Origin of the sequence: Bacillus sonorensis NBRC 101234 = KCTC 13918, assembly GCF_001592005.1 — a bacterium.
GTDB lineage: Bacteria > Bacillota > Bacilli > Bacillales > Bacillaceae > Bacillus > Bacillus sonorensis.
Genome location: NZ_BCVZ01000004.1, coordinates 248339 through 266242 on the forward strand (window position 1 = coordinate 248339; position 17904 = coordinate 266242).

Below are 17904 nucleotides of genomic sequence, written 5' to 3' on the forward strand. Positions count from 1 at the left end.
TGCATGCCCGTTTAAAATATTGACAAAAAATCGGGCATTATGAAATAATACTCGCAAGTAACATTACTTTTGAGTATTATTTTTTTTCGTGGAGTTGATTCTATTTGAAAAACAGAAAAGGACGCAAAGGCGAGGAGAGTCGGAAACGGTTGCTCAAAGTTGCTGCAAATGAATTTTCGATCCGGGGATTTCACGACACAAAGGTCAGTACAATTGTGAAAAGAGCCGGACTGACGCAGCCCTCCTTCTATCTCTACTTTCCAAGCAAACAAGCCATCTTTGAGGAGTTAATCACCGATTTTCACTCTCGTGTAAGACATCTGACAGAGTCACTCCTCCTGGAATCCGGGATCAAACAGACAGACGTCTCAAACCGGGTGTTGTCTGCCGTGGAAACCGTTTTTCAGTTTCTGGCCGCAGACCTTGATTTAACCCGTATCGGCTTTTTTCTCAATCCGGATGCCAAACAAATGAAAAAAGATTTGGCGATGGTTTTGAAAGACAACTTAGAAGCCGAACAACGACTCGGATACTTTCGCTCCGACCTGGACATGGAAACCGTTGCTGAATGTTTGATCGGCATAATTGAACACCTGACGGATTCACATTTGTTACCGGGAAGCAAAGATCCGGCAAGCCTCGCGGCACAAGTTGTCAATCTATTGATATACGGGATGCTCCCAAATCAGGGGGCGCTTCAGAAAAGGGGTGACATCAGGTGATATTTATGTTGAAAGCAATTCTGGCGGCTTTTATGTTGGCGGGAGGAATCATCAAGATTTTGCGTGTTCCCTTTCAAGTAGAGCATTGGCGGCATTATCAATACCCATTATGGTTTCTATCTGTTACCGGTTTTCTCGAAATTGCCGGGGCGCTTATGATGGCAGGGGGAATGTGGAGCCGGTATTTCGCTGTTGGAGCGGGAATGTTGTTCGCCATTCTTATGATAGGAGCGATTCATGCGCATTTGTTTCGGGCGCGCCAATCTGTTTTTACGGCCATGCCTGCGATGATCTGCTTAGCCGTCTCGGTCATCATCGTGATTTCGGGATGAAGCCCCGGCTTTAGCATCGGCAATTTGGTCAAGCCAACATAGAGCCGATCAGTTGAAAACTTCCCATCTTTATATTACGGTCAATATAAAGATAAGAGGAGTGAAGCATATGAAAAAACGGACGCTTGGACAGTCTGATTTACAGGTGAGCGAAGTCGGCCTCGGCTGCATGTCTCTCGGTACGGAAAAACAGCGCGCCTTATCCATTTTGGATGAAGCATTGGAGCTTGGCATCAATTATTTGGATACTGCCGATTTATACGATTTCGGGCTTAACGAAGAAATCGTCGGGGAAGCCATCAAGTCGAGGCGAAAGGACATCATCCTCGCCACAAAAGCGGGCAACCGCTGGGAAGAAGGAAAGCCGGGCTGGTATTGGGACCCTTCAAAAGCATACATAAAGGAAGCGGTCAAACGCAGCTTAAAGCGCCTGCAAACGGATTACATCGACCTTTACCAGCTTCATGGCGGAACGATCGAAGACAATATCGATGAAACGATCGAAGCATTTGAAGAATTAAAACAGGAAGGCGCGATCCGTTATTACGGGATTTCTTCAATCCGTCCGAATGTCATTAAAGAATATGTCAAAAAATCAAGCATCATCACCGTCATGATGCAGTACAGCTTATTGGACCGCCGGCCTGAGGAATGGCTTCCTATCCTTGAAGAAAACGGAATCAGCGTGATCGCAAGAGGGCCGCTCGCTAAAGGACTCCTCACGGAAAAACCCGTCTCACATGCGAACACCAATATAAAGAAAAACGGCTTTTTATCCTATTCGTATGAGGAGCTTGTCAAAACAAAAGCGGATATTGAAAAAACGGCGCCGGATCTGACCGCGACCGAAACCGCCATAAAATACATCCTCGCCCAGCCGGCTGTCGGCGCGGTGATCCCCGGTGCGAGCAAACTCGAACAGCTGCGGGAAAACGTCGAAGCCGCAAGCGCTCGCCCGCTGACAGAGCAGGAAATCAAAGCGCTCCGTTTTTATACGAAACGCGATGTGTATACGGCCCATCGCAATTAAATAAAATAAACAAGCACCGTCCATCAGCAGACGGTGCTTTGCTCATTTATACTGCCTCCAATCTAGCCCGCTTTCGTTCAGCAGCTCTTCGAAGCTTTTATTTTTTTCCTTCTCTTTTCTTTGTTTGATGAGGCGCTCTTTCTCACGCTCTTTTCTTTTTTCATCTTCTTTTAATTCTGTTTTCATTTGTTGAAGCTTTTGCTTCAAATCGTCGGCGAGCGCGTCCTTCAGCTGTTGTTTGTCCCGCGCTTCCTGCTTTTTCTTTCCCATTGTATTCCCTCCGTTCACCCTGTTTGTGATGATAGTTTATCAGGAAGAAACGGTTTTTCACAAGCAGAAGATTTTGTAGTTTTGCGGCTCTTTCCCGCGTGATTTTTTACATATTTATGCTAAGATAGATTGCAGAAGCTTTATTGAACAGAAAGGAAGAAAACAACGGATGTTTATTTGGCTTGCTGTGCTCGGGGCGGTGGCGGCGCTGCTCGTGTTGGCACTGGGACTATATTTTACAAATCAAATCATGTATATCAAAAAACGGACGGATCAATTCATTATCGAGCGGGAAACGGCAGACGGCCATTACGCCGAAGAAGAGTTTGAGGCTCTGCCAAAGGAAGAGATCACCCTTACCTCCGCCTTCGGCTATGACATTAAAGGGTACTATGTCCATCCGCACAGGACGAAAAACACCGTCATTATTTGCCACGGGGTCACCATGAATCTGCTGAACTCCGTCAAATATATGAATCTGTTTTTGGAACTCGGCTGGAATGCGGTCATTTACGATCATAGAAGACACGGGATGAGCGGCGGTAAGACGACGAGCTATGGATATTATGAGAAAGAGGATTTAAAAACGGTTGTCGATTGGCTGAGGGAAAGGAACGGAGAACAGGCTCTTATCGGCATTCACGGCGAATCAATGGGTGCGGTGACAACGCTTCTGTACGCGGGGATGGCTGACGCCCGCGCCGATTTTTATGTGGCGGACTGCCCGTTTGCCACGTTTGAGGACCAGCTGCTGTACCGCCTGAAGGAAGATTTTCGACTTCCCGGAACGTTTATTTTGCCGCTTGCCGATCTCTTTTTGAAATGGCGGGACGGCTACCGTATCGGCGATGTCTCTCCTTTGGCTGTCATTGATCAGGTCAAACAGCCGGTTTTGTTCATCCACAGCAAAGACGATGATTATATCCCGGTCCAATCGAGTGAAATGCTGTATGAGAAAAAAACCGGAAACAAACAATTGTATATCGCCAAAAAAGGAGCGCACGCGATGTCCTATACGCACAACCGGGACAGCTACAAAAAGGCGGTCCAGGATTTTCTCCGGGACATCACGGCAAATATGCATAAAAAAAGCGAACAGGCATAAGCCCTGTTCGCCTATTTGCACTACAGCACATCCGTAATATCGTTCATATTCTCGCTGATCCAGACAATGGCTGACTCAAGCTTATCGAATTCCTTTGTTTCAAAGGTCATTTCATCTTGAAGAAGCCATACATCCTTTTGGACAGATTCCGTTCCTCCAATCGACCAATGAAGGAGGCTGTACGGATGATTTTGATGTAAAAACGACACCCATGTTTTATTTTGAGCTGTCTGCTTTAACGATTTCACTTTTTGATTCAAAACGAACGCCACCCTATTTCACTAATATGCTCATTCGTGGAGAAAACATCTGTGCCGGGCTTTTCAGCATCAGCGTACCTGCTTTCTCATAATAATCGATCGTCATCTTTTCATCGAAAAAGACTTTCTGCGAAGACTGGATATAAACGGGCGCGCCGTTTGTCTCCAACAGCTCGCACTCCCCCGCCAATTCATCCGTCAGCCAAATCACGGGGATGCCGCTGACCGCACAACCGCAGCCTTCGGTATCATAGCGAAGCTGCATTTTTTTATCGGGATAAGCCTCTGTTGCCTGTTGAATGGACTGTTTTGCCTGTTCAGTTATGTGAAGCTGCATCATATCATATCCTTCTTTAGTTTCGTTTACGGACATTGTACCACATGATCAGCCAAACACGCATCGTTTCTATCTATTGAACATATATATGAAGAGATTCGGAGGTGGGATCTTTGCCTGAAAAAGTACAGATTAAAGTGATGGACAATGGCGGATTTCGGGTCACGGGAGACGTTGAACTGATCGATATGGAAGGAAATCCATTCCCGAAAAAAGCGGCTTTCTCTCTGTGCAGATGCGGCAAATCGCAGAAGATGCCCTACTGTGACGGACAACATAAAGGGGCATTCGACTCCTGCGTCAGGGCTTGAGGAGCGGAGGACTTCATCCGTCCTCCTTTTGCTTTGCCCATTCTTCAGCCAGGCGTTCCGTCTCTTTTATCCAGCTGTCTTTGCCTTCGACATAGCCTTTTATATGAAAGGGAAATCTCTTCGCTAAGGTCATCTTCAACTCCGCATATTCTTCCGCCCGGTCTGGATGGGAGATGAGATAGTCCCGAAACAGCAAATGCCGCCTAATGTCAGGATGCCCGCTTTCATACATGTGGACATGGTGTGTACGCTTCCGGCCGCCCTTTTGAAAATATCTTCTCCCTGGAATGCCGTTTTCCCCTTTCGGCTCATAGCCGAGATTTCTCATTCCATATTCATACCGGCCGGCAGAGCTGAGATTTTTTACTTCCAACAAAATATCAATGATAGGCTTTGCGCTTATTCCGGGAATGGACGTGCTTCCAATATGATGAATGTGAATAGCTTCAATTCCATAAAGCCCTTCAAGCTGCTGTTTTTCATTTGAAAATTTGTCTTTCCACTCCGGCCGGTAAGAGACAACTTCCACCTTTCTCGGTGCCTGTAACATAAACCTTGAAAGAACAACCCCTTTTTCAGGCGCGAATTGCTCAATCTCAGTGAAGCCCAGCTTCCGGTACAGCGTCTTTGCCGGTTCATTGCGCGCTCCAGTCGTCACTTCAATGGAATCTGCTTCCTCCTTCATCAATACATAGTGAAGCAATGCCGTGGCAATCCCTTTTCGAAAGTGATCAGGATGGACGGCCAGCCTGCAGATCGTCAGTTTTTGGGGCGTCAATGTGTAAGAAACAGCCCCTGCCAGTTCTTCGCCTTCAAACCAGCCGATAAATGTTTCATCACAATTCATGATGTCCGAGATCGTTTCCTTTGCTTGAGGAATGCCATCAAATTGGATGATGTCCGCTTCTTTTTGATAGGCCGGGATTTGAATATGCAAAATCCGGCGGGCTGTATACGGATCTTTTTGATGTAATAATTGAATCATCACGGTTCCTCCCCAATTTTGTCCTCAGCGGCGAAGGCGGCCTTCCGCTCCAAAAAACGGGCCGCTTCCACCTTTTCTACACGCACGGCAAACTCAGCATACCACTCCTCTCGGCCTCTTTCCTTCGCCCCGCTGATGTTCGCTGTGACACTTCCACTTCTCTATCGCTTCAAGGCTTTCCCAATAAGAAACCGTGATTCCGTTCAGGTCCCTTACGCTTTCGGCTCCTAAAAAGCCTGCCCGTTCCCCGGCGGGCTTGATCATGTTTTCAGCTATCTCATTGTAGCGGTGATCCCCGCCTGTTTTGACTGATGTAAAAATCACAGCGTGCCACGGAGGCTCCGGCGTTTTTGCGATCATTTTCATTTACAGCTCTTTTACGAACAGCACACGATCTTGATTTGGTCCGTCGTAATGTGAACATACCTGGACGCCGTCTGACGTTTTGTCTCCTGTTTCTATTGAAAATCCCATTTTCCGATGGTAGGCAATGGACACTTTGTTCACTGGGCGAAGTGATACAGCGGACCGTCTTGCAACCCGCTTTCTTCGCTTTCTGATAAAAGGCTTCATAAAGCGTTTTGCCGACTTGAAGTTTTCTGTAATCGGGGTGGACACCGACAAAATGAATATACGATTCCACTGGATTGGATTGTGATAAAAAGCCGATGAGGAAACCGGCCAGCTCTCCATCTTTTTCAGCGATAAAGCTTGTATTGTTGAAATGTTCAAAAAACATTCTCGGCAATTTGTCTGTCATTTGCCTTCCGCCCCACCAGTCGTTGATAACCGGCGTGATTCTTTCAAAATCTGAAGCTTCGACATGACGAATCATCATATGCTTCCTACTCCTTTTTATCAATGACATGGGCCATCATTGATTCCGGTGTCCTTCAGAAAAACCGGGCCATACAAACCCGGTTCTTTTCTGTCTTTACCTTCTTACTTATCTTTGTTTTGAAGGGCGTCAATGACTTCCTTTGCCGCCTGCGCAATCAGCTTGTCATCATATTCTGCGTCCTTCTGATCACGGCTCGAAAGGATCGCAAGCACAATAGGATCCCCTTTCGGCGGCCAAATGACAGCAATGTCATTCCGTGTTCCATATGATCCTGCTCCTGTTTTATCACCCACTTCCCAGCCTTTTGGCACTCCGGCGCGGATTAATGCATCTCCAGTGGTGTTTCGTTTAAGCCAGTCGATTAACATCATGCGTTTTTCTTTTGGCAGGGCGTCCCCGATTGTGAAAGCCTTAAGGCTTGTGGCAAGCGCTTTTGGCGTGCTCGTATCATGAGTTTCTCCCGGTTTCACTTCGTTCAGTTCCGGCTCAAACCGTTCTGGATTGGTCACCTTATCGCCAATCTTCCCGAGCGATTTTTTAAACCCGTCTGGCCCGCCAATCTGCTTTAAGATCAGATTTCCCGCCGTATTGTCGCTGTACCGGATAGAAGCATCGCAAAGTTCTTTGAGCGTCATTCCTGTGTCAACATGCTTTTCTGTGATCGGGTTGTAATTGACAAGGTCATCACGGGTATAGGTGATTCTTTGATTCAGATCTGTAATTGACTTTTGTTGCAACAGGGCTCCGACAGCCAGCGCTTTATGAGTGGATGCGTATGCGAAACGTTCATCCGCCCGATAAGCTATGGTCTGGTTTGTGCCGGTGTCCAGAGCATAAACGCCGAGCCTTGCATCAAATTGATCCTCAAGTTTGGCAAACGCATCATTCAATGCGGTTTCTTGATGTTTTTGTTCAGGCTGAGCCGAATGGGCCTCCCCCCCTGAACAACCCGCAAGCGCGGCACATGACAGCAGCAAAACCGGTGCGATTTTTTTCAGTTGAAAAAGACGACTCATCTTGTGTAATGATTTCATTCATATCTAACCTTCTTTCAAACTATTTTATTCATCGTCTGATATTGGCAGCCCTCCGCTCCCCCTTCCTTCTAGAGCATTCATTTGCCCCCGCCTCGTCGCGGCGGATCAGCACACTACTTCATGATTATACTTTTTTTCTCCCCCTTGTACCATGGGCAAATACGAGCCAATGAACAGGACAAAACACCTAGTTCTTATACAATAGATCCAAATGTTCTGCCATTCCGGAGATCGCTTTCGGACCCCTTTTTCCATAAGGATCCATCAAGCCATGACAGCCACGTGCTGTTTCATATCCTGCTCTTTTTTCGGGTAGAAAAATAGATAAATTTACACTTCGTTTTAATATTTTCCTTTTATAGAATAATCGTTGTGAATTTACTACCTACAGGAGGAACCTAATGCGTTATCATCGATTTTTATCCATTCTATTGATTTGCATGCTGTCTGCCGTCTCTATTTTCGCTTTTCAGTCTACAAAAGTTTCCGCCGCTTCCCGCGATCCCGTCGTCATGGTGCACGGAATTGGCGGTGCAGCTTATAATTTCACCGGCATTAAAACGTATTTGCAGTCTCAAGGTTGGTCAGGCCGGAACCTTTATGCCGTCGACTTTTTTGATAAAACTGGCAACAACAGGCGCAATGCTCAACAATTGTCTGCTTATGTAAAAAACGTTTTGCAAGAAACGGGAGCAAAAAAGGTCGACATCATCGCCCACAGTATGGGCGGCGCCAATACCCTTTACTATATTAAAAACCTTGACGGCGGCGATAAGGTGGAACATGTGGTCACACTGGGCGGCGCCAACCGTTTGGTCACAAGCTCGGCCCCTGCGGGCACCGATCCGAACCAAAAAATTTCGTATACCTCGATCTACAGTACCAGCGATTTGGTCGTCTTAAACAGCCTGTCTAAATTGGACGGTGCAAAAAACATACAAATCTCCGGCGTCAGCCATGTCGGGCTTTTATTTAGCGGCCAAGTCGACGCTCTGATCAAAGAAGGACTTGCTGACAGCGGGCAGCATTAAAAACAAAAACCTTGGGGGGACTGGACAAGGCTCTCCAAGGTTTCACTTTTAGCCGCCCAGAGCCTGTCTCCCCGTTCATTTGCCGCCGGAAATAAAAAGGACTCTAAATAAACGCTTAACGAATCGTTCATTCAGTGTCCGCAACCCCCCGATATCATTTTATTATTCGACAATAATTTCAAAGACTCTTTGTTCAAGATTATATTTGGCATCCTGGAAGGAAAACTTATAGTCATCTGTTTCAGCATCAGGTGAAAGCCATGCTCCATATTTTCTGATGGTCTGCACAATATTTTCAATTTCAGCCGGAGAGAAGTCCCCTATGTCGGTGCCTTCGGTTTCAGCAGTGTGGCGTATCTTTACTGTAATCAGCATCACTTATGACTCCTTTCGCTTGCTGTTTCAGCATCTTATTAACAGCATATTTTTTTCCTGTATAAATCGTGCCATTAACTCTTTCGTTTCAAATTATTCGGGCTTTCTTTTTTAAAGACCTATTTTATTTGGAAAAGCTGTTTTGCCGATTAAAAATGTGTGTTCATCCCCCTGTTGCCACAACCGGAAAAATTTCTGTTTACAAGAGGCGGGATATCCCATATGATAATGATTATAAATCGTAATCATTACTTTTTAGGAGGCATCATCTTGACATACATAGCAAAACGTTTGATCATTCCGATTGTTTTCCTGTTATTCCTTACGTCCTGCTCTTCCGGAGGCGAGCCTGCCGGCGGAACCCGGAGCGGCGATGACAAAAAACTGACGTTTCTTTTCAATATTCCGAGCCAGACTCTCGATCCCAACTTGGATGTCAATTATACCGCCGTCCGTGCGGGAATCGCCGAAACGCTCGTAAAAATCAGCCCCGGCCTCACAATTGAGCCATGGCTCGCAGAGGATTGGAAAAGCAAAGACGGGCAAACATGGGTGTTCACAATAAAAGATCATCTGACATTTCAAAATGGCAAACGGGCTGACGCCAACGCCGTGAAAGCATCTTTGGAAAGGACGATCAAAGACAGCGAGGCCATGAAAAACGCTTTGAACATTCAAAAGATCCAAGCGAAAGGCCGGACATTAACGATTAAGACAAAAGAACCTTTTCCGGAGTTTCCGTCCGAACTGGTTCATCCGAATACCGCCATCATTGATGTCAGCGGACAGAATGTCTCGCAAAAGCCGATCGGAACGGGGCCTTTTCAAGTATCCTCATTCCAACCCGGCCATAAGATTGAACTAGAACGATATGATGGCTATTGGGACGGCAAACCAAAGCTGAAACACGTCACGTTCTCGTTTAATGAAGATGCAAATGCCCGCGTGATGGCTTTGCAGTCCCAAGATGCCGATATTATTTACCGGCCGAGCGTTGAAAATATTGAGCATATTCAAAAGGATCCGTCTATCATCGTCGACACGGCTCCGAGTCTGCGCGTTCACCAGCTTCTCTACAATACAGGAAAAGACAGTCTGGCTGATGTCCATCTGCGGCGTGCGCTTGATGCTTTACTTGATCGGAAAGAGATTGCGGACAGCATCTTAGGCGGACAGGCACAGCCTGCTGACGGTCCGTTTTTGGCCGACTTCCCGTTTGCCCCCCGCAGCACCCGAAAGCCTGGCGGATTGGAAGAGGCAAAAGCAGAGCTGAAAAAAGCAGGATATCAGCTTCAGGACGGAAAGGCCGTGAAAAACGGGAAACCTTTGTCTTTTACTTTATTAACCTATCAATCACGTCCGGAATTGCCTTTAATCGCCCAAGTGCTGGAGTCGAATGCAAAACAATTGGGAATTTCGATCAAGATTCAGCAGGTGGAAAATATCGATGAGTATCTGTCTGAAAACGGCGATTGGGATATGGCGACATACAGCGCAATGACCGCTCCGCGGGGGGACGCGGGCTATTTTCTGAACACTGCCTATATGCCGAACGGCGCGCTGAACTACAGCGGCATACACAATCAAACATTGGTTACATGGATCGACGAATTCAATCGCACCATTGATGAAGAAAAACGAAACAGCCTTGCCAAAAAAGCGGCTGAACTGATCCAAAAGGAAACGTTGAACTCCTTTATCGTTACCCCGCAAAACATAACGGCATACAGAGACCATGTTGTGAACTGGGAAACGAGCAAAAGCGAGTATTACATGCTCACAAAAGATTTGGATGTGAAAACAAAATGAAGCTGATCGCCAAGCGGCTGTTTGAGCTGATCCTGTTCTTATTCCTGCTTTCATTTATCAGCTTTGCTTTTATGAAAGCGGCTCCCGGCGATCCGGTGAAACAAATGCTTCGCGTAGACGATGTAGCCGTAACAGACGAACAGATCGAAGAGTTCAGGGAAGAGCTCGGGTTCAACAAGCCGATTTATATCCAATATTGGAACTGGTTCAAACGGTTTTTCCAGCTTGATTTCGGACATTCCTATACAACCGGGCAGCCCGTCATCACTGAACTCAGCCGAACATTTCCGGCGACATTGCTTTTGACCGGCACATCGCTTCTCGTCATGCTGCTGATCTCGGTGCCGATCGGAACGCTTTCCGCTTTATATCGGGATCGGTGGCTTGACCATACCGGCCGCCTTCTGGCTTTAATCGGAGCTGCGCTTCCAAGCTTTTGGCTCGGATTGATTCTGATCGATCTTTTTTCAGTCAGGCTGAATTGGCTGCCGTCTATGGGTGCGGGAACGTTCAAGCATTTGATCCTCCCCTCTCTCACGCTCGGCATCGCCATGTCGGGCGTTTATGTCCGCCTCGTGAGATCAAGCCTGATTGAAAGCCTGGGTCAGGATTTTATCAGGTCAGCCAGGGCGCGGGGCATCAGTGAAACGAGAATTTTTTGGTTTCATGCGTTTCGCCACTGCCTTGTCCCTGTCATCACGATATTCGGGGTCAGTTTGGGCAGCCTGCTTGGGGGAACGGTGATTATTGAAGTTCTTTTTGCATACCCCGGCGTCGGCAAGCTCGTCGTTGATGCAATCATCCAGCGGGATTATCCGATCATTCAAGGCTACATTCTATTCATGGGGATCGCCGTCGTACTGATTAATCTTTTCATCGATCTTTCCTATCAATATCTAAACCCGGAAATTCGCTTAAAGGAGGCTGGGCGCCGTTGAAAAAAGCCGTTACACGAATGGTTCAGAAAAAAACCTGGCTGATCGGACTTGTGCTTGCACTGTTTGTTTTGCTTTTGTTCCTAGCCCCTTTATTTGTGCCGTATGATCCGCTTCGGACGGAGATGGCAAACCGGCTGCAGCCGGCCAGCCTTGAGCATTTGCTCGGGACCGATCATCTGGGCAGAGACATCTTTTCCAGAATCATGACAGGGGCGAAAGCGACAGTCGGCACAGCCTTCGCCGCAATCGTGATCTCCCTCTGTATAGGCGTCCCCATCGGGCTCGTCTCAGGCTTTTTCGGCGGGAGGCTGGACCGGATCATGATGAGAATCGTTGATGCGGTCATGGCTTTTCCCGACTATATTGTCGCGATCGTTTTAAGCGGACTGCTTGGCCCGGGGCTTATGAATTTGATCCTGGCGGTCGTCGCCGTCAAATGGGTCGGATATGCGCGGCTTGTCAGAAGCACGGTGTTTTCAGAAAAACAAAAAGATTATATTGCCCTCGCTGAGCTGACCGGCCTGCATCCTGCGGCAATTTTAAAAAAACATCTCCTCCCCCATATCCTTGGGAATGTATTTGTCCTTGCGACACTTGATATCGGAAAAACAGTGTTAATGATCGCGGCTCTTTCCTATATCGGACTGGGCGCACAGCCGCCTCATCCGGAATGGGGCGCCATGCTGAACGACGGCAAACATTATTTCTTGCACGCTCCCCAGCTGATGGTGATTCCCGGCCTTGCGATCATGTTCGTTGTCTTATTATCAAACCTTTACGGCGATTTATTAAGAGACCGGTTTGATGTCAAAAACAAGAAAGGAGTTTCTTAACATGCCGATTTTGTCTATTGAAGGCTTAACGATCAGCCGCCGGCAGCACGCGATTGTCAAAAACGTCTCCTTTTCGATCCATAAAGGGGAATGGTTTGCCTTGCTCGGCGAAAGCGGCAGCGGCAAAAGCCTGACCGCTTCGGCTATTACGGGGCTGCTTCCGGGCGGATTAACGGTTTCCGCCGGACATGTCCGATTTGGGGAGCATAGCATGCTTGAGGCAAACCGCAGAGAGCTCCGTCATATACGCGGCAAAGAGATCGCCTTCATTTTCCAAAACTGCCATGCTGCATTTACCCCGTTCATTCGCATCGGCAGACAAATCGATGAGATGGTCAAAGCACATACCGATTGGCCTGAAAAAAAACGAAAAGCAGAGATTCTCCGCTCTTTTCAAGAAGTCTGCCTGCCGGAAAACAGAGTATATGAAAGCTATCCGTTTCAATTGAGCGGCGGGCAATTGCAAAGAGCGGCCATCGCTCAAGCAATGGTGCTCAAGCCGCAGCTTTTAATCGCCGACGAACCCACAACCGCTTTAGACAGTATCACGGCAGCTGACGTTTTGCAGCAGCTGGCCATGCTGCGCGACAAAACAAACTGCGCTGTCCTTTTTATCACGCATGATTTACGGCTTGTCGAAAGATACGCCGATCAGACAGCCGTCATGCAGAACGGAGCAATTGTTGAAAACGGAAGAACCGCGACCATCATTAAGCGTCCGCAGCACGAGTATACAAAACGTTTATTTGCCGCCGTTCCGCCGCTAAAAAACCCTCCTTTGCGGCTGATGGCGAAAAAGCAAACAGCGCTCACAGGAACAGGGGGAGCTTTATGAGCCAGACAGAAGAGACCGTCCTTACAGTCAGCAACCTGACAAAACATTATGCATGCGGGCACAAAGCCGTTGACAATGTGTCTTTTTCCATCAGGAAAGGCGAATGCCTCGGACTGGCTGGAGAGAGCGGCAGCGGAAAGAGCACTCTTGCCCGCTGCCTTTTGCTGCTGGAAAAAATCGATCAGGGGGACATTTGGCTTCATCAACAACCGCTCGGCCGCATAAACAAAAAAGAAGCCCGCCCATTCCGCCGCAAGCTTCAGGCTGTTTTTCAAAATCCGGCTGCTTCATTAAATCCAAAGCTAAAAATCATTGACGCTGTCATGGAGCCTTTGGATGTCTCTAAAAATGACGCCCCTTTATTTTTGCAGGATGTTTGTACGAACCGCCGCCTTGCCGCTGAACGCTTGTTTGCCATGGTCGGCCTTCAGCTGCACCTTCTTGACCGCTATCCGCATGAATTAAGCGGCGGGCAGCAGCAGCGGGTGCTGATCGCCAGAGCCATCAGCACTGAGCCGTCTTTCATTATTTTTGACGAGCCAACCGCGAGCCTGGATGTCACCAGCCAGGCGAATATTTTGGATCTTCTCAAAGATCTGCAGGAAGAAATGGGCCTTTCCTACTTGTTCATTTCACATGATCTCGCCGCTGTTCATTTTATGAGCCATCGCATCATGATCATGAAAGACGGACAGATTGCAGATCACTTTGAAAAAGAAGAGCTGTTTTCCGAAAAAAGACACCCTTATTCAAAAAAACTGCTTCAGGTGTTTGAATCATAAGGGGGTATAAATATGAACCATCGGCACTATCTTGCCGTCGCCGTTCCGCTGATCATTTCAACCATTACCACCCCGTTGCTCGGAGCGGTCGATACAGCGGTGGCTGGACAGCTTTCTTCCCCTGCCTATATTGGCGGCGTTGCAATCGGAACGATGATATTCAACACGATGTACTGGCTGTTTGGATTTTTGCGGGTGAGCACTTCAGGCTTCGCCGCCCAGTCGCTCGGCGCTCAAAACGGCTCAGACAGCATGTTGGCGCTCGCCCGGCCGGTCTGTATCGCGCTGTTTGTCGGATTGTTCTTCATCATCTTGCAAAAACCGCTCGAATATTCGGCGCTTCTGTTTATCCAGCCGGATCGGGAAACGGCGGAATTCGCATCCCAATATTTTTCAATGCGGATTTGGGGAGCCCCTTTCGCTTTAATCAGCTACTGCATTCTCGGCTGGCTGATGGGAATGTCTCTTATCAAAGTGACATTGTTTTTGCAAATATCGATGAATGTCTTGAATATCGTTCTTGATGTCGTCTTTGTTTATGTCTTTCATATGGAAGTATACGGCATCGCAGCAGCTACCGTGATTTCTGAAATAACGGGCTGTCTGGCCGGCTGCTGGCTTGTCAAAACAAATGCTGCTATGCCTGTTAAACTCCCGCCTGTCAAGCTTTTAGTCGATACGAAGGCGTTTAAAAAAACGATGGCAGTCAACCGGGATTTATTGATCAGAACATTGTGCCTTCTGACGGTTTTCAATTTGTTTACAGCTAAAGGCGCCGGTTTCGGTTCTGACATTTTGGCCGCTAATGCCATCTTGATTCAAATCCACTATATGATGGCTTACGTTTTCGACGGGTTTGCCAATGCATCAAGCATTTTTACAGGAAAAGCCGTAGGGAAAATGGATCGGGAGCTTTATTCGCGGACGCTCTCACTCTCATTCCAGTGGTCGCTTATTTCGTCAGCGGTTCTTGCCGCAGGCTATTTTCTCTTGAAGGATTCGATCATTCCTTTATTTACACCGCTTGAAAGCGTTCAGGAAGCTGCAAAAACATACGATGTTTGGATCTTGTTATATCCTGTGACCGCCAGTTTTGGATTGATTTTCTACGGAATCTTTACCGGCGCTACTGTAATAGGCCCTGTCAGAAATTCGATGTTTTTGGCCGCCCTTGGCTTTCTGGCCGCCTTTTTCACCGCTGTGCCTGCTTTCGGAAACCATGGACTGTGGCTCGCGTTTACTTTATTCAGCCTCGGCCGCTCTGTCTTCCTATGTATGGCCGTGCCCGGGCTGGCCGGACGGCTTTTTGGAAGGCGGGAGCAGCACAGTGGAAGACTTGGGCTGAATCATAAAGAACCCGGCTGAGCTAAAGCCGGGTTCTTTGGTCAATATTTCGTTAATTGCTCGACGAAATCGTTCAGATGATCTAATGTCATCATATTTTCGTTGCATTTTTCACTGTCATAGCAAATGTAATTGCCTCTGTCAGTATAGGTTTCTTTACCGCTTTTCACCCGGGCCATGAATAGCCCGATCTCTTCGGTCCTGTTACATATCGAGCAGATCCCTTTTTTATTGCCGGGTTTGATCGTGCCGTGTATTCCTGTCAATTTTCCTTCGATATCTACAATCATGTATTTCCTGCCTGATCCTGCATCATTCCACCCCAAGTAGGAATATCCGCTGAAATCGATCTGCCCAAAATCGGGAGTCTTCAGTTTTTTCACTTTAGAAAACAGCTTTTTAGCCTTCTCTGCCGTTACATGCTGAAACGGTATCACATAGGGCTTTAATTCAGCCAAAAAGCGGGTGGCTTCGCTGCCGTCTTCCACTTCAACCATCTGGCACAGCAAAGTCTTTTGGCAATTGCCGAGATCAGGAAACAGATTCAATACTTGATCTAAAGCATTGGATTTCAAAGCGTCAAGCACGTTTCCGTCCTTGATGTTCGCATGTCCTCGGACAAGGCTGCCCGTTTGAAACTTAATAAAATTATATTGATCATTTCTGATAAATGGATCCATCTTCACTGTATTGATTTTTTTCATTTCTGCCAGCTCCTTATTTATATATATTTGAAATAAGGCGCAAAGCCGGATGATCAGAAATGATACCTTGCTTTCGGCGATTTGTTTAAAGTTCCACCTCATGCAAAGTATCGCCTTTCAAGATAACAGGCTTTGCATGAGACGCTGCAGCTGGCAAATGAATGTCATTTACCATTTTATACACCTCCAAATACTGATTTTATTATACATGACAATCATATTCAATCTCAATAATGTCATCCAGCTTCAAAACGTACGTTTCATCTGTATGGCTCACGATGCGCAGCTCCCGTTTCAGGGCGTCAACATAGTGGACGCGGCCGGCAAGCATGCTGACCTCCCCTTTCTGATAATAGGCGAATTGCAAAGGCCTGTTCTCTTCCATGGCTTCACAGATCATGTCATTAAATTCTTCATATTTTTGTTCATCTAAAACCGGTTTTTTCACTTTATCAAGATCCTCATGATATTCCCTGAGCAATTCCACGTGTTCCGGCAACATCATGGACACCCATTTGATACTGCCTCTGTCCCGCAGCATGCGCGATTCTCCTTTCTATGCCCGATGTCCGCCGACAAGCTTTGACCGCAGACGGGCGGTTCCGGCGTTTGTATAGGAAACGGCCCGCAGAAGCGCTGTTGAACCATGCCGTTCCCTGATGCCATCCATCACATACCCGAGCATTCGCTTTTTTTCCTGATCCGGCTGAAAAAGGTCGAGCTGCATATGGATGTCATCCTGAATATTCGATAGGGAGACGGAAATTTTCCGAACCGTTTTCCCTTCATAAAAGCGGTCAAACAATGCAAGGCATGTGTGATAAAGATCGAGGGTGATATTTGAAGGAGCTTCCATCGTTTTCGACCGGTAAAACCCTCCGCCAAGCTCATCACGGCTGTATTCAATCCCAAGGCTGACGGTCCGGCCCGCCTGCCGGTGATCACGGGCCCTTTTGGCAACCTCTTCGCACATTTCAAGGATGACGCACTTGACCTCATTCGGATCCGGATAATCGCGAAGCAGAATCTGACTTTTTCCAAAGCTGATCTGCCCGCTCATGATCGGCGCTCCGATCGCTGAAAGATCAATGCCCCACGCATGGTAGTAAAGCTGATTTCCCATCAGGCCAAACCTTTTCTCAAGCCGTTTGAGATCATACTGCGCCAGCTGGCCGACTGTAAAAATCCCCATGCGGTTTAACGTTCTTTCCAGCCTGGAGCCGATCCCCCACATTCGCCGCAGAGGAGACAACGGCCAAAGCTTCGCCTTCACATCCTGATAATCCCAAACGGCAATTCCGCCTTCTGCTTTTTTCGCTTCAAGATCAAGGCAGAGCTTTGCCAGCAGCATGTTTGGACCGATTCCGACGGTGCAGGGCAGGCCGAACTCTCTTTTCATGTCGTCTTGTATTTTCATGGCGATCGTTTGCGCGTCCCCCCACATGCTTTCAACGCCGTCCACTTGAATGAAGCTCTCATCGATGCTGTATGTATGGACGGCATCATGGGGCACATAACGGCCGAACAGCCGGGTCAGCTCTTTTGACACACGGACAAATACCGCCATTTTGGGATTGACCAAATGAATGCGCGGATCATCGGGAAGCTGAAACAGCCTTGTCCCTGTTTGAACACCGAACTCTCTTTTGAGAGCAGGAGAAGCGGCCAGAACGATGCTTCCCTGCCGCTCTGTGTTTCCGACCACCGCCAGCAAACAAGTCATTGGATCAAGACCAAGCAAAACGGCGGCACAGCTCGCATAAAAACTCCGCATATCGACGCACAAAATCGACCGCGCCGGATATTGACTGTAATCCATCATCTCATCCTCCAGAAAAAGAACTGACGTTCGCACGATTAGTGTATGAATACTATACTGCGAATATACGTTCGATTTCTAGGTGTAAATTTATCCAAAGAAAATCTTCCCTTTGAAACATTTCATGATGCAATGACGGCCTGCCATTCTTAGGCAGCGCCGCGTATTGCAGTCCCGGAAAGTCCCCGGCTGCGGTTTTTGAAC

At 47.5% G+C, this 17904-nt stretch carries 21 protein-coding genes and 2 pseudogenes; 12 read left to right on the forward strand and 11 right to left on the reverse strand.

Translation table 11 applies throughout. The features are described 5' to 3' along the window. The first annotated feature begins 104 nt into the window (after window positions 1-104). The 3 genes from BTR1S_RS08220 (at window position 105) to BTR1S_RS08230 (ending at window position 2084) form a co-directional block, all read left to right on the forward strand. Window positions 105-722 (forward strand): TetR/AcrR family transcriptional regulator, encoded by a 618-nt coding sequence (locus BTR1S_RS08220; protein ID WP_006636505.1) that lies wholly within the window; start codon window positions 105-107, stop codon window positions 720-722. 5 nt (window positions 723-727) lie between these two features. Continuing rightward, on the forward strand, window positions 728-1054 hold the full coding sequence (locus tag BTR1S_RS08225; RefSeq protein WP_034325577.1) for a DoxX family protein: 327 nt from the start codon (window positions 728-730) through the stop codon (window positions 1052-1054). Between the two features lie 109 nt (window positions 1055-1163). Then, window positions 1164-2084, forward strand: a complete 921-nt coding sequence (locus BTR1S_RS08230; RefSeq protein WP_006636507.1) for an aldo/keto reductase — start codon at window positions 1164-1166, stop codon at window positions 2082-2084. Window positions 2085-2126: 42 nt separating this feature from the next. On the opposite strand, the gene BTR1S_RS08235 is transcribed toward BTR1S_RS08230, so the two are convergent. After that, entirely contained in the window at window positions 2127-2354 is a 228-nt protein-coding gene (locus tag BTR1S_RS08235) for a YqkE family protein (protein WP_029418315.1), read from the reverse strand. Window positions 2355-2523: 169 nt separating this feature from the next. On the opposite strand from BTR1S_RS08235, the gene BTR1S_RS08240 reads away from it, so the two are divergent. Further along, window positions 2524-3459, forward strand: coding sequence for an alpha/beta hydrolase (locus BTR1S_RS08240; protein ID WP_006636509.1), 936 nt, complete (start codon window positions 2524-2526; stop codon window positions 3457-3459). 20 nt (window positions 3460-3479) lie between these two features. Here BTR1S_RS08240 and BTR1S_RS08245 read toward each other — a convergent pair whose 3' ends face one another. Both BTR1S_RS08245 and BTR1S_RS08250 read right to left on the reverse strand, forming a co-directional pair. Next, window positions 3480-3719: a DUF2552 family protein gene (locus BTR1S_RS08245; RefSeq protein ID WP_006636510.1), complete on the reverse strand. Its 240-nt coding sequence runs from the start codon at window positions 3717-3719 to the stop codon at window positions 3480-3482. A 13-nt stretch (window positions 3720-3732) separates the two neighbouring features. Further along, window positions 3733-4056: an iron-sulfur cluster biosynthesis family protein gene (locus tag BTR1S_RS08250; protein WP_006636511.1), complete on the reverse strand. Its 324-nt coding sequence runs from the start codon at window positions 4054-4056 to the stop codon at window positions 3733-3735. Between the two features lie 140 nt (window positions 4057-4196). Between BTR1S_RS08250 and BTR1S_RS08255 the strand changes: the two genes are divergently transcribed. Continuing rightward, on the forward strand, window positions 4197-4367 hold the full coding sequence (locus BTR1S_RS08255) for a CDGSH iron-sulfur domain-containing protein (protein WP_034325574.1): 171 nt from the start codon (window positions 4197-4199) through the stop codon (window positions 4365-4367). Window positions 4368-4380: 13 nt separating this feature from the next. Here the strand turns inward: BTR1S_RS08255 and BTR1S_RS08260 are convergent, their stop codons facing one another. The 4 genes and pseudogenes from BTR1S_RS08260 to bla all read right to left on the reverse strand — a co-directional run bounded on the left by BTR1S_RS08260 (window position 4381) and on the right by bla (window position 7227). Beyond that, complete coding sequence (locus BTR1S_RS08260) at window positions 4381-5352, reverse strand: bifunctional GNAT family N-acetyltransferase/GrpB family protein (protein ID WP_006636513.1); 972 nt, start codon at window positions 5350-5352, stop codon at window positions 4381-4383. Continuing rightward, a pseudogene (locus BTR1S_RS08265) lies at window positions 5352-5718 on the reverse strand (antibiotic biosynthesis monooxygenase family protein). Before BTR1S_RS08265 ends, BTR1S_RS08260 begins: the two are co-directional and overlap by 1 nt. After that, window positions 5719-6190, reverse strand: a pseudogene (locus BTR1S_RS08270) (GNAT family N-acetyltransferase). A 104-nt stretch (window positions 6191-6294) separates the two neighbouring features. Beyond that, the gene (gene bla / locus BTR1S_RS08275) at window positions 6295-7227 is read right to left on the reverse strand and encodes a class A beta-lactamase (RefSeq protein WP_029418314.1); all 933 of its coding nucleotides are present in this window, start codon (window positions 7225-7227) and stop codon (window positions 6295-6297) included. A 404-nt stretch (window positions 7228-7631) separates the two neighbouring features. On the opposite strand from bla, the gene BTR1S_RS08280 reads away from it, so the two are divergent. Further along, window positions 7632-8261 (forward strand): esterase/lipase family protein, encoded by a 630-nt coding sequence (locus BTR1S_RS08280; protein WP_029418313.1) that lies wholly within the window; start codon window positions 7632-7634, stop codon window positions 8259-8261. Between the two features lie 162 nt (window positions 8262-8423). On the opposite strand, the gene BTR1S_RS08285 is transcribed toward BTR1S_RS08280, so the two are convergent. Then, the gene (locus BTR1S_RS08285; RefSeq protein WP_006636518.1) at window positions 8424-8636 is read right to left on the reverse strand and encodes a hypothetical protein; all 213 of its coding nucleotides are present in this window, start codon (window positions 8634-8636) and stop codon (window positions 8424-8426) included. Between the two features lie 270 nt (window positions 8637-8906). Between BTR1S_RS08285 and nikA the strand changes: the two genes are divergently transcribed. From nikA to BTR1S_RS08315, 6 genes are read left to right on the forward strand one after another with little or no spacing between them, the layout of a single operon-like run. Then, a complete protein-coding gene (nikA, locus tag BTR1S_RS08290; protein ID WP_029418312.1) occupies window positions 8907-10445 on the forward strand; it encodes a nickel ABC transporter substrate-binding protein in 1539 nt (512 codons plus the stop codon). Further along, entirely contained in the window at window positions 10442-11383 is a 942-nt protein-coding gene (gene nikB, locus BTR1S_RS08295; RefSeq protein ID WP_029418311.1) for a nickel ABC transporter permease, read from the forward strand. The genes nikA and nikB overlap by 4 nt, the downstream gene beginning before the upstream one ends. Window positions 11384-11400: 17 nt before the next feature. Then, entirely contained in the window at window positions 11401-12216 is an 816-nt protein-coding gene (gene nikC, locus BTR1S_RS08300; RefSeq protein ID WP_051056656.1) for a nickel transporter permease, read from the forward strand. A gap of 1 nt (window position 12217) precedes the next feature. Continuing rightward, window positions 12218-13051, forward strand: a complete 834-nt coding sequence (locus BTR1S_RS08305) for an ATP-binding cassette domain-containing protein (protein ID WP_029418310.1) — start codon at window positions 12218-12220, stop codon at window positions 13049-13051. After that, window positions 13048-13833 (forward strand): ABC transporter ATP-binding protein, encoded by a 786-nt coding sequence (locus BTR1S_RS08310; RefSeq protein ID WP_029418309.1) that lies wholly within the window; start codon window positions 13048-13050, stop codon window positions 13831-13833. The genes BTR1S_RS08305 and BTR1S_RS08310 overlap by 4 nt, the downstream gene beginning before the upstream one ends. A 12-nt stretch (window positions 13834-13845) precedes the next feature. Further along, complete coding sequence (locus BTR1S_RS08315) at window positions 13846-15198, forward strand: MATE family efflux transporter (protein ID WP_006636524.1); 1353 nt, start codon at window positions 13846-13848, stop codon at window positions 15196-15198. Between the two features lie 20 nt (window positions 15199-15218). Here BTR1S_RS08315 and BTR1S_RS08320 read toward each other — a convergent pair whose 3' ends face one another. The 3 genes from BTR1S_RS08320 to BTR1S_RS08330 all read right to left on the reverse strand — a co-directional run bounded on the left by BTR1S_RS08320 (window position 15219) and on the right by BTR1S_RS08330 (window position 17703). Continuing rightward, window positions 15219-15881: a FusB/FusC family EF-G-binding protein gene (locus BTR1S_RS08320; RefSeq protein ID WP_224254414.1), complete on the reverse strand. Its 663-nt coding sequence runs from the start codon at window positions 15879-15881 to the stop codon at window positions 15219-15221. Window positions 15882-16083: 202 nt separating this feature from the next. Then, window positions 16084-16422 (reverse strand): YolD-like family protein, encoded by a 339-nt coding sequence (locus BTR1S_RS08325; RefSeq protein WP_029418307.1) that lies wholly within the window; start codon window positions 16420-16422, stop codon window positions 16084-16086. A gap of 15 nt (window positions 16423-16437) precedes the next feature. After that, window positions 16438-17703, reverse strand: coding sequence for a Y-family DNA polymerase (locus tag BTR1S_RS08330; RefSeq protein ID WP_029418306.1), 1266 nt, complete (start codon window positions 17701-17703; stop codon window positions 16438-16440). Window positions 17704-17904 lie beyond the last annotated feature (201 nt).

What these genes read in the sequence shown, in the direction of transcription:
- BTR1S_RS08225 (WP_034325577.1), top strand. Translation starts at nt 728, where the DNA reads ATGTTGAAAGCAATTCTGGCGGCTTTTATGTTGGCGGGAGGAATCATC.
- BTR1S_RS08230 (WP_006636507.1), top strand. Translation starts at nt 1,164, where the DNA reads ATGAAAAAACGGACGCTTGGACAGTCTGATTTACAGGTGAGCGAAGTC.
- BTR1S_RS08235 (WP_029418315.1), bottom strand. Translation starts at nt 2,354, where the DNA reads ATGGGAAAGAAAAAGCAGGAAGCGCGGGACAAACAACAGCTGAAGGAC.
- BTR1S_RS08240 (WP_006636509.1), top strand. Translation starts at nt 2,524, where the DNA reads ATGTTTATTTGGCTTGCTGTGCTCGGGGCGGTGGCGGCGCTGCTCGTG.
- BTR1S_RS08250 (WP_006636511.1), bottom strand. Translation starts at nt 4,056, where the DNA reads ATGCAGCTTCACATAACTGAACAGGCAAAACAGTCCATTCAACAGGCA.
- BTR1S_RS08255 (WP_034325574.1), top strand. Translation starts at nt 4,197, where the DNA reads ATGGACAATGGCGGATTTCGGGTCACGGGAGACGTTGAACTGATCGAT.
- BTR1S_RS08260 (WP_006636513.1), bottom strand. Translation starts at nt 5,352, where the DNA reads ATGATTCAATTATTACATCAAAAAGATCCGTATACAGCCCGCCGGATT.
- bla (WP_029418314.1), bottom strand. Translation starts at nt 7,227, where the DNA reads ATGAAATCATTACACAAGATGAGTCGTCTTTTTCAACTGAAAAAAATC.
- BTR1S_RS08280 (WP_029418313.1), top strand. Translation starts at nt 7,632, where the DNA reads ATGCGTTATCATCGATTTTTATCCATTCTATTGATTTGCATGCTGTCT.
- BTR1S_RS08285 (WP_006636518.1), bottom strand. Translation starts at nt 8,636, where the DNA reads ATGCTGATTACAGTAAAGATACGCCACACTGCTGAAACCGAAGGCACC.
- nikB (WP_029418311.1), top strand. Translation starts at nt 10,442, where the DNA reads ATGAAGCTGATCGCCAAGCGGCTGTTTGAGCTGATCCTGTTCTTATTC.
- nikC (WP_051056656.1), top strand. Translation starts at nt 11,401, where the DNA reads ATGGTTCAGAAAAAAACCTGGCTGATCGGACTTGTGCTTGCACTGTTT.
- BTR1S_RS08305 (WP_029418310.1), top strand. Translation starts at nt 12,218, where the DNA reads ATGCCGATTTTGTCTATTGAAGGCTTAACGATCAGCCGCCGGCAGCAC.
- BTR1S_RS08310 (WP_029418309.1), top strand. Translation starts at nt 13,048, where the DNA reads ATGAGCCAGACAGAAGAGACCGTCCTTACAGTCAGCAACCTGACAAAA.
- BTR1S_RS08315 (WP_006636524.1), top strand. Translation starts at nt 13,846, where the DNA reads ATGAACCATCGGCACTATCTTGCCGTCGCCGTTCCGCTGATCATTTCA.
- BTR1S_RS08320 (WP_224254414.1), bottom strand. Translation starts at nt 15,881, where the DNA reads ATGAAAAAAATCAATACAGTGAAGATGGATCCATTTATCAGAAATGAT.
- BTR1S_RS08325 (WP_029418307.1), bottom strand. Translation starts at nt 16,422, where the DNA reads ATGCTGCGGGACAGAGGCAGTATCAAATGGGTGTCCATGATGTTGCCG.
- BTR1S_RS08330 (WP_029418306.1), bottom strand. Translation starts at nt 17,703, where the DNA reads ATGATGGATTACAGTCAATATCCGGCGCGGTCGATTTTGTGCGTCGAT.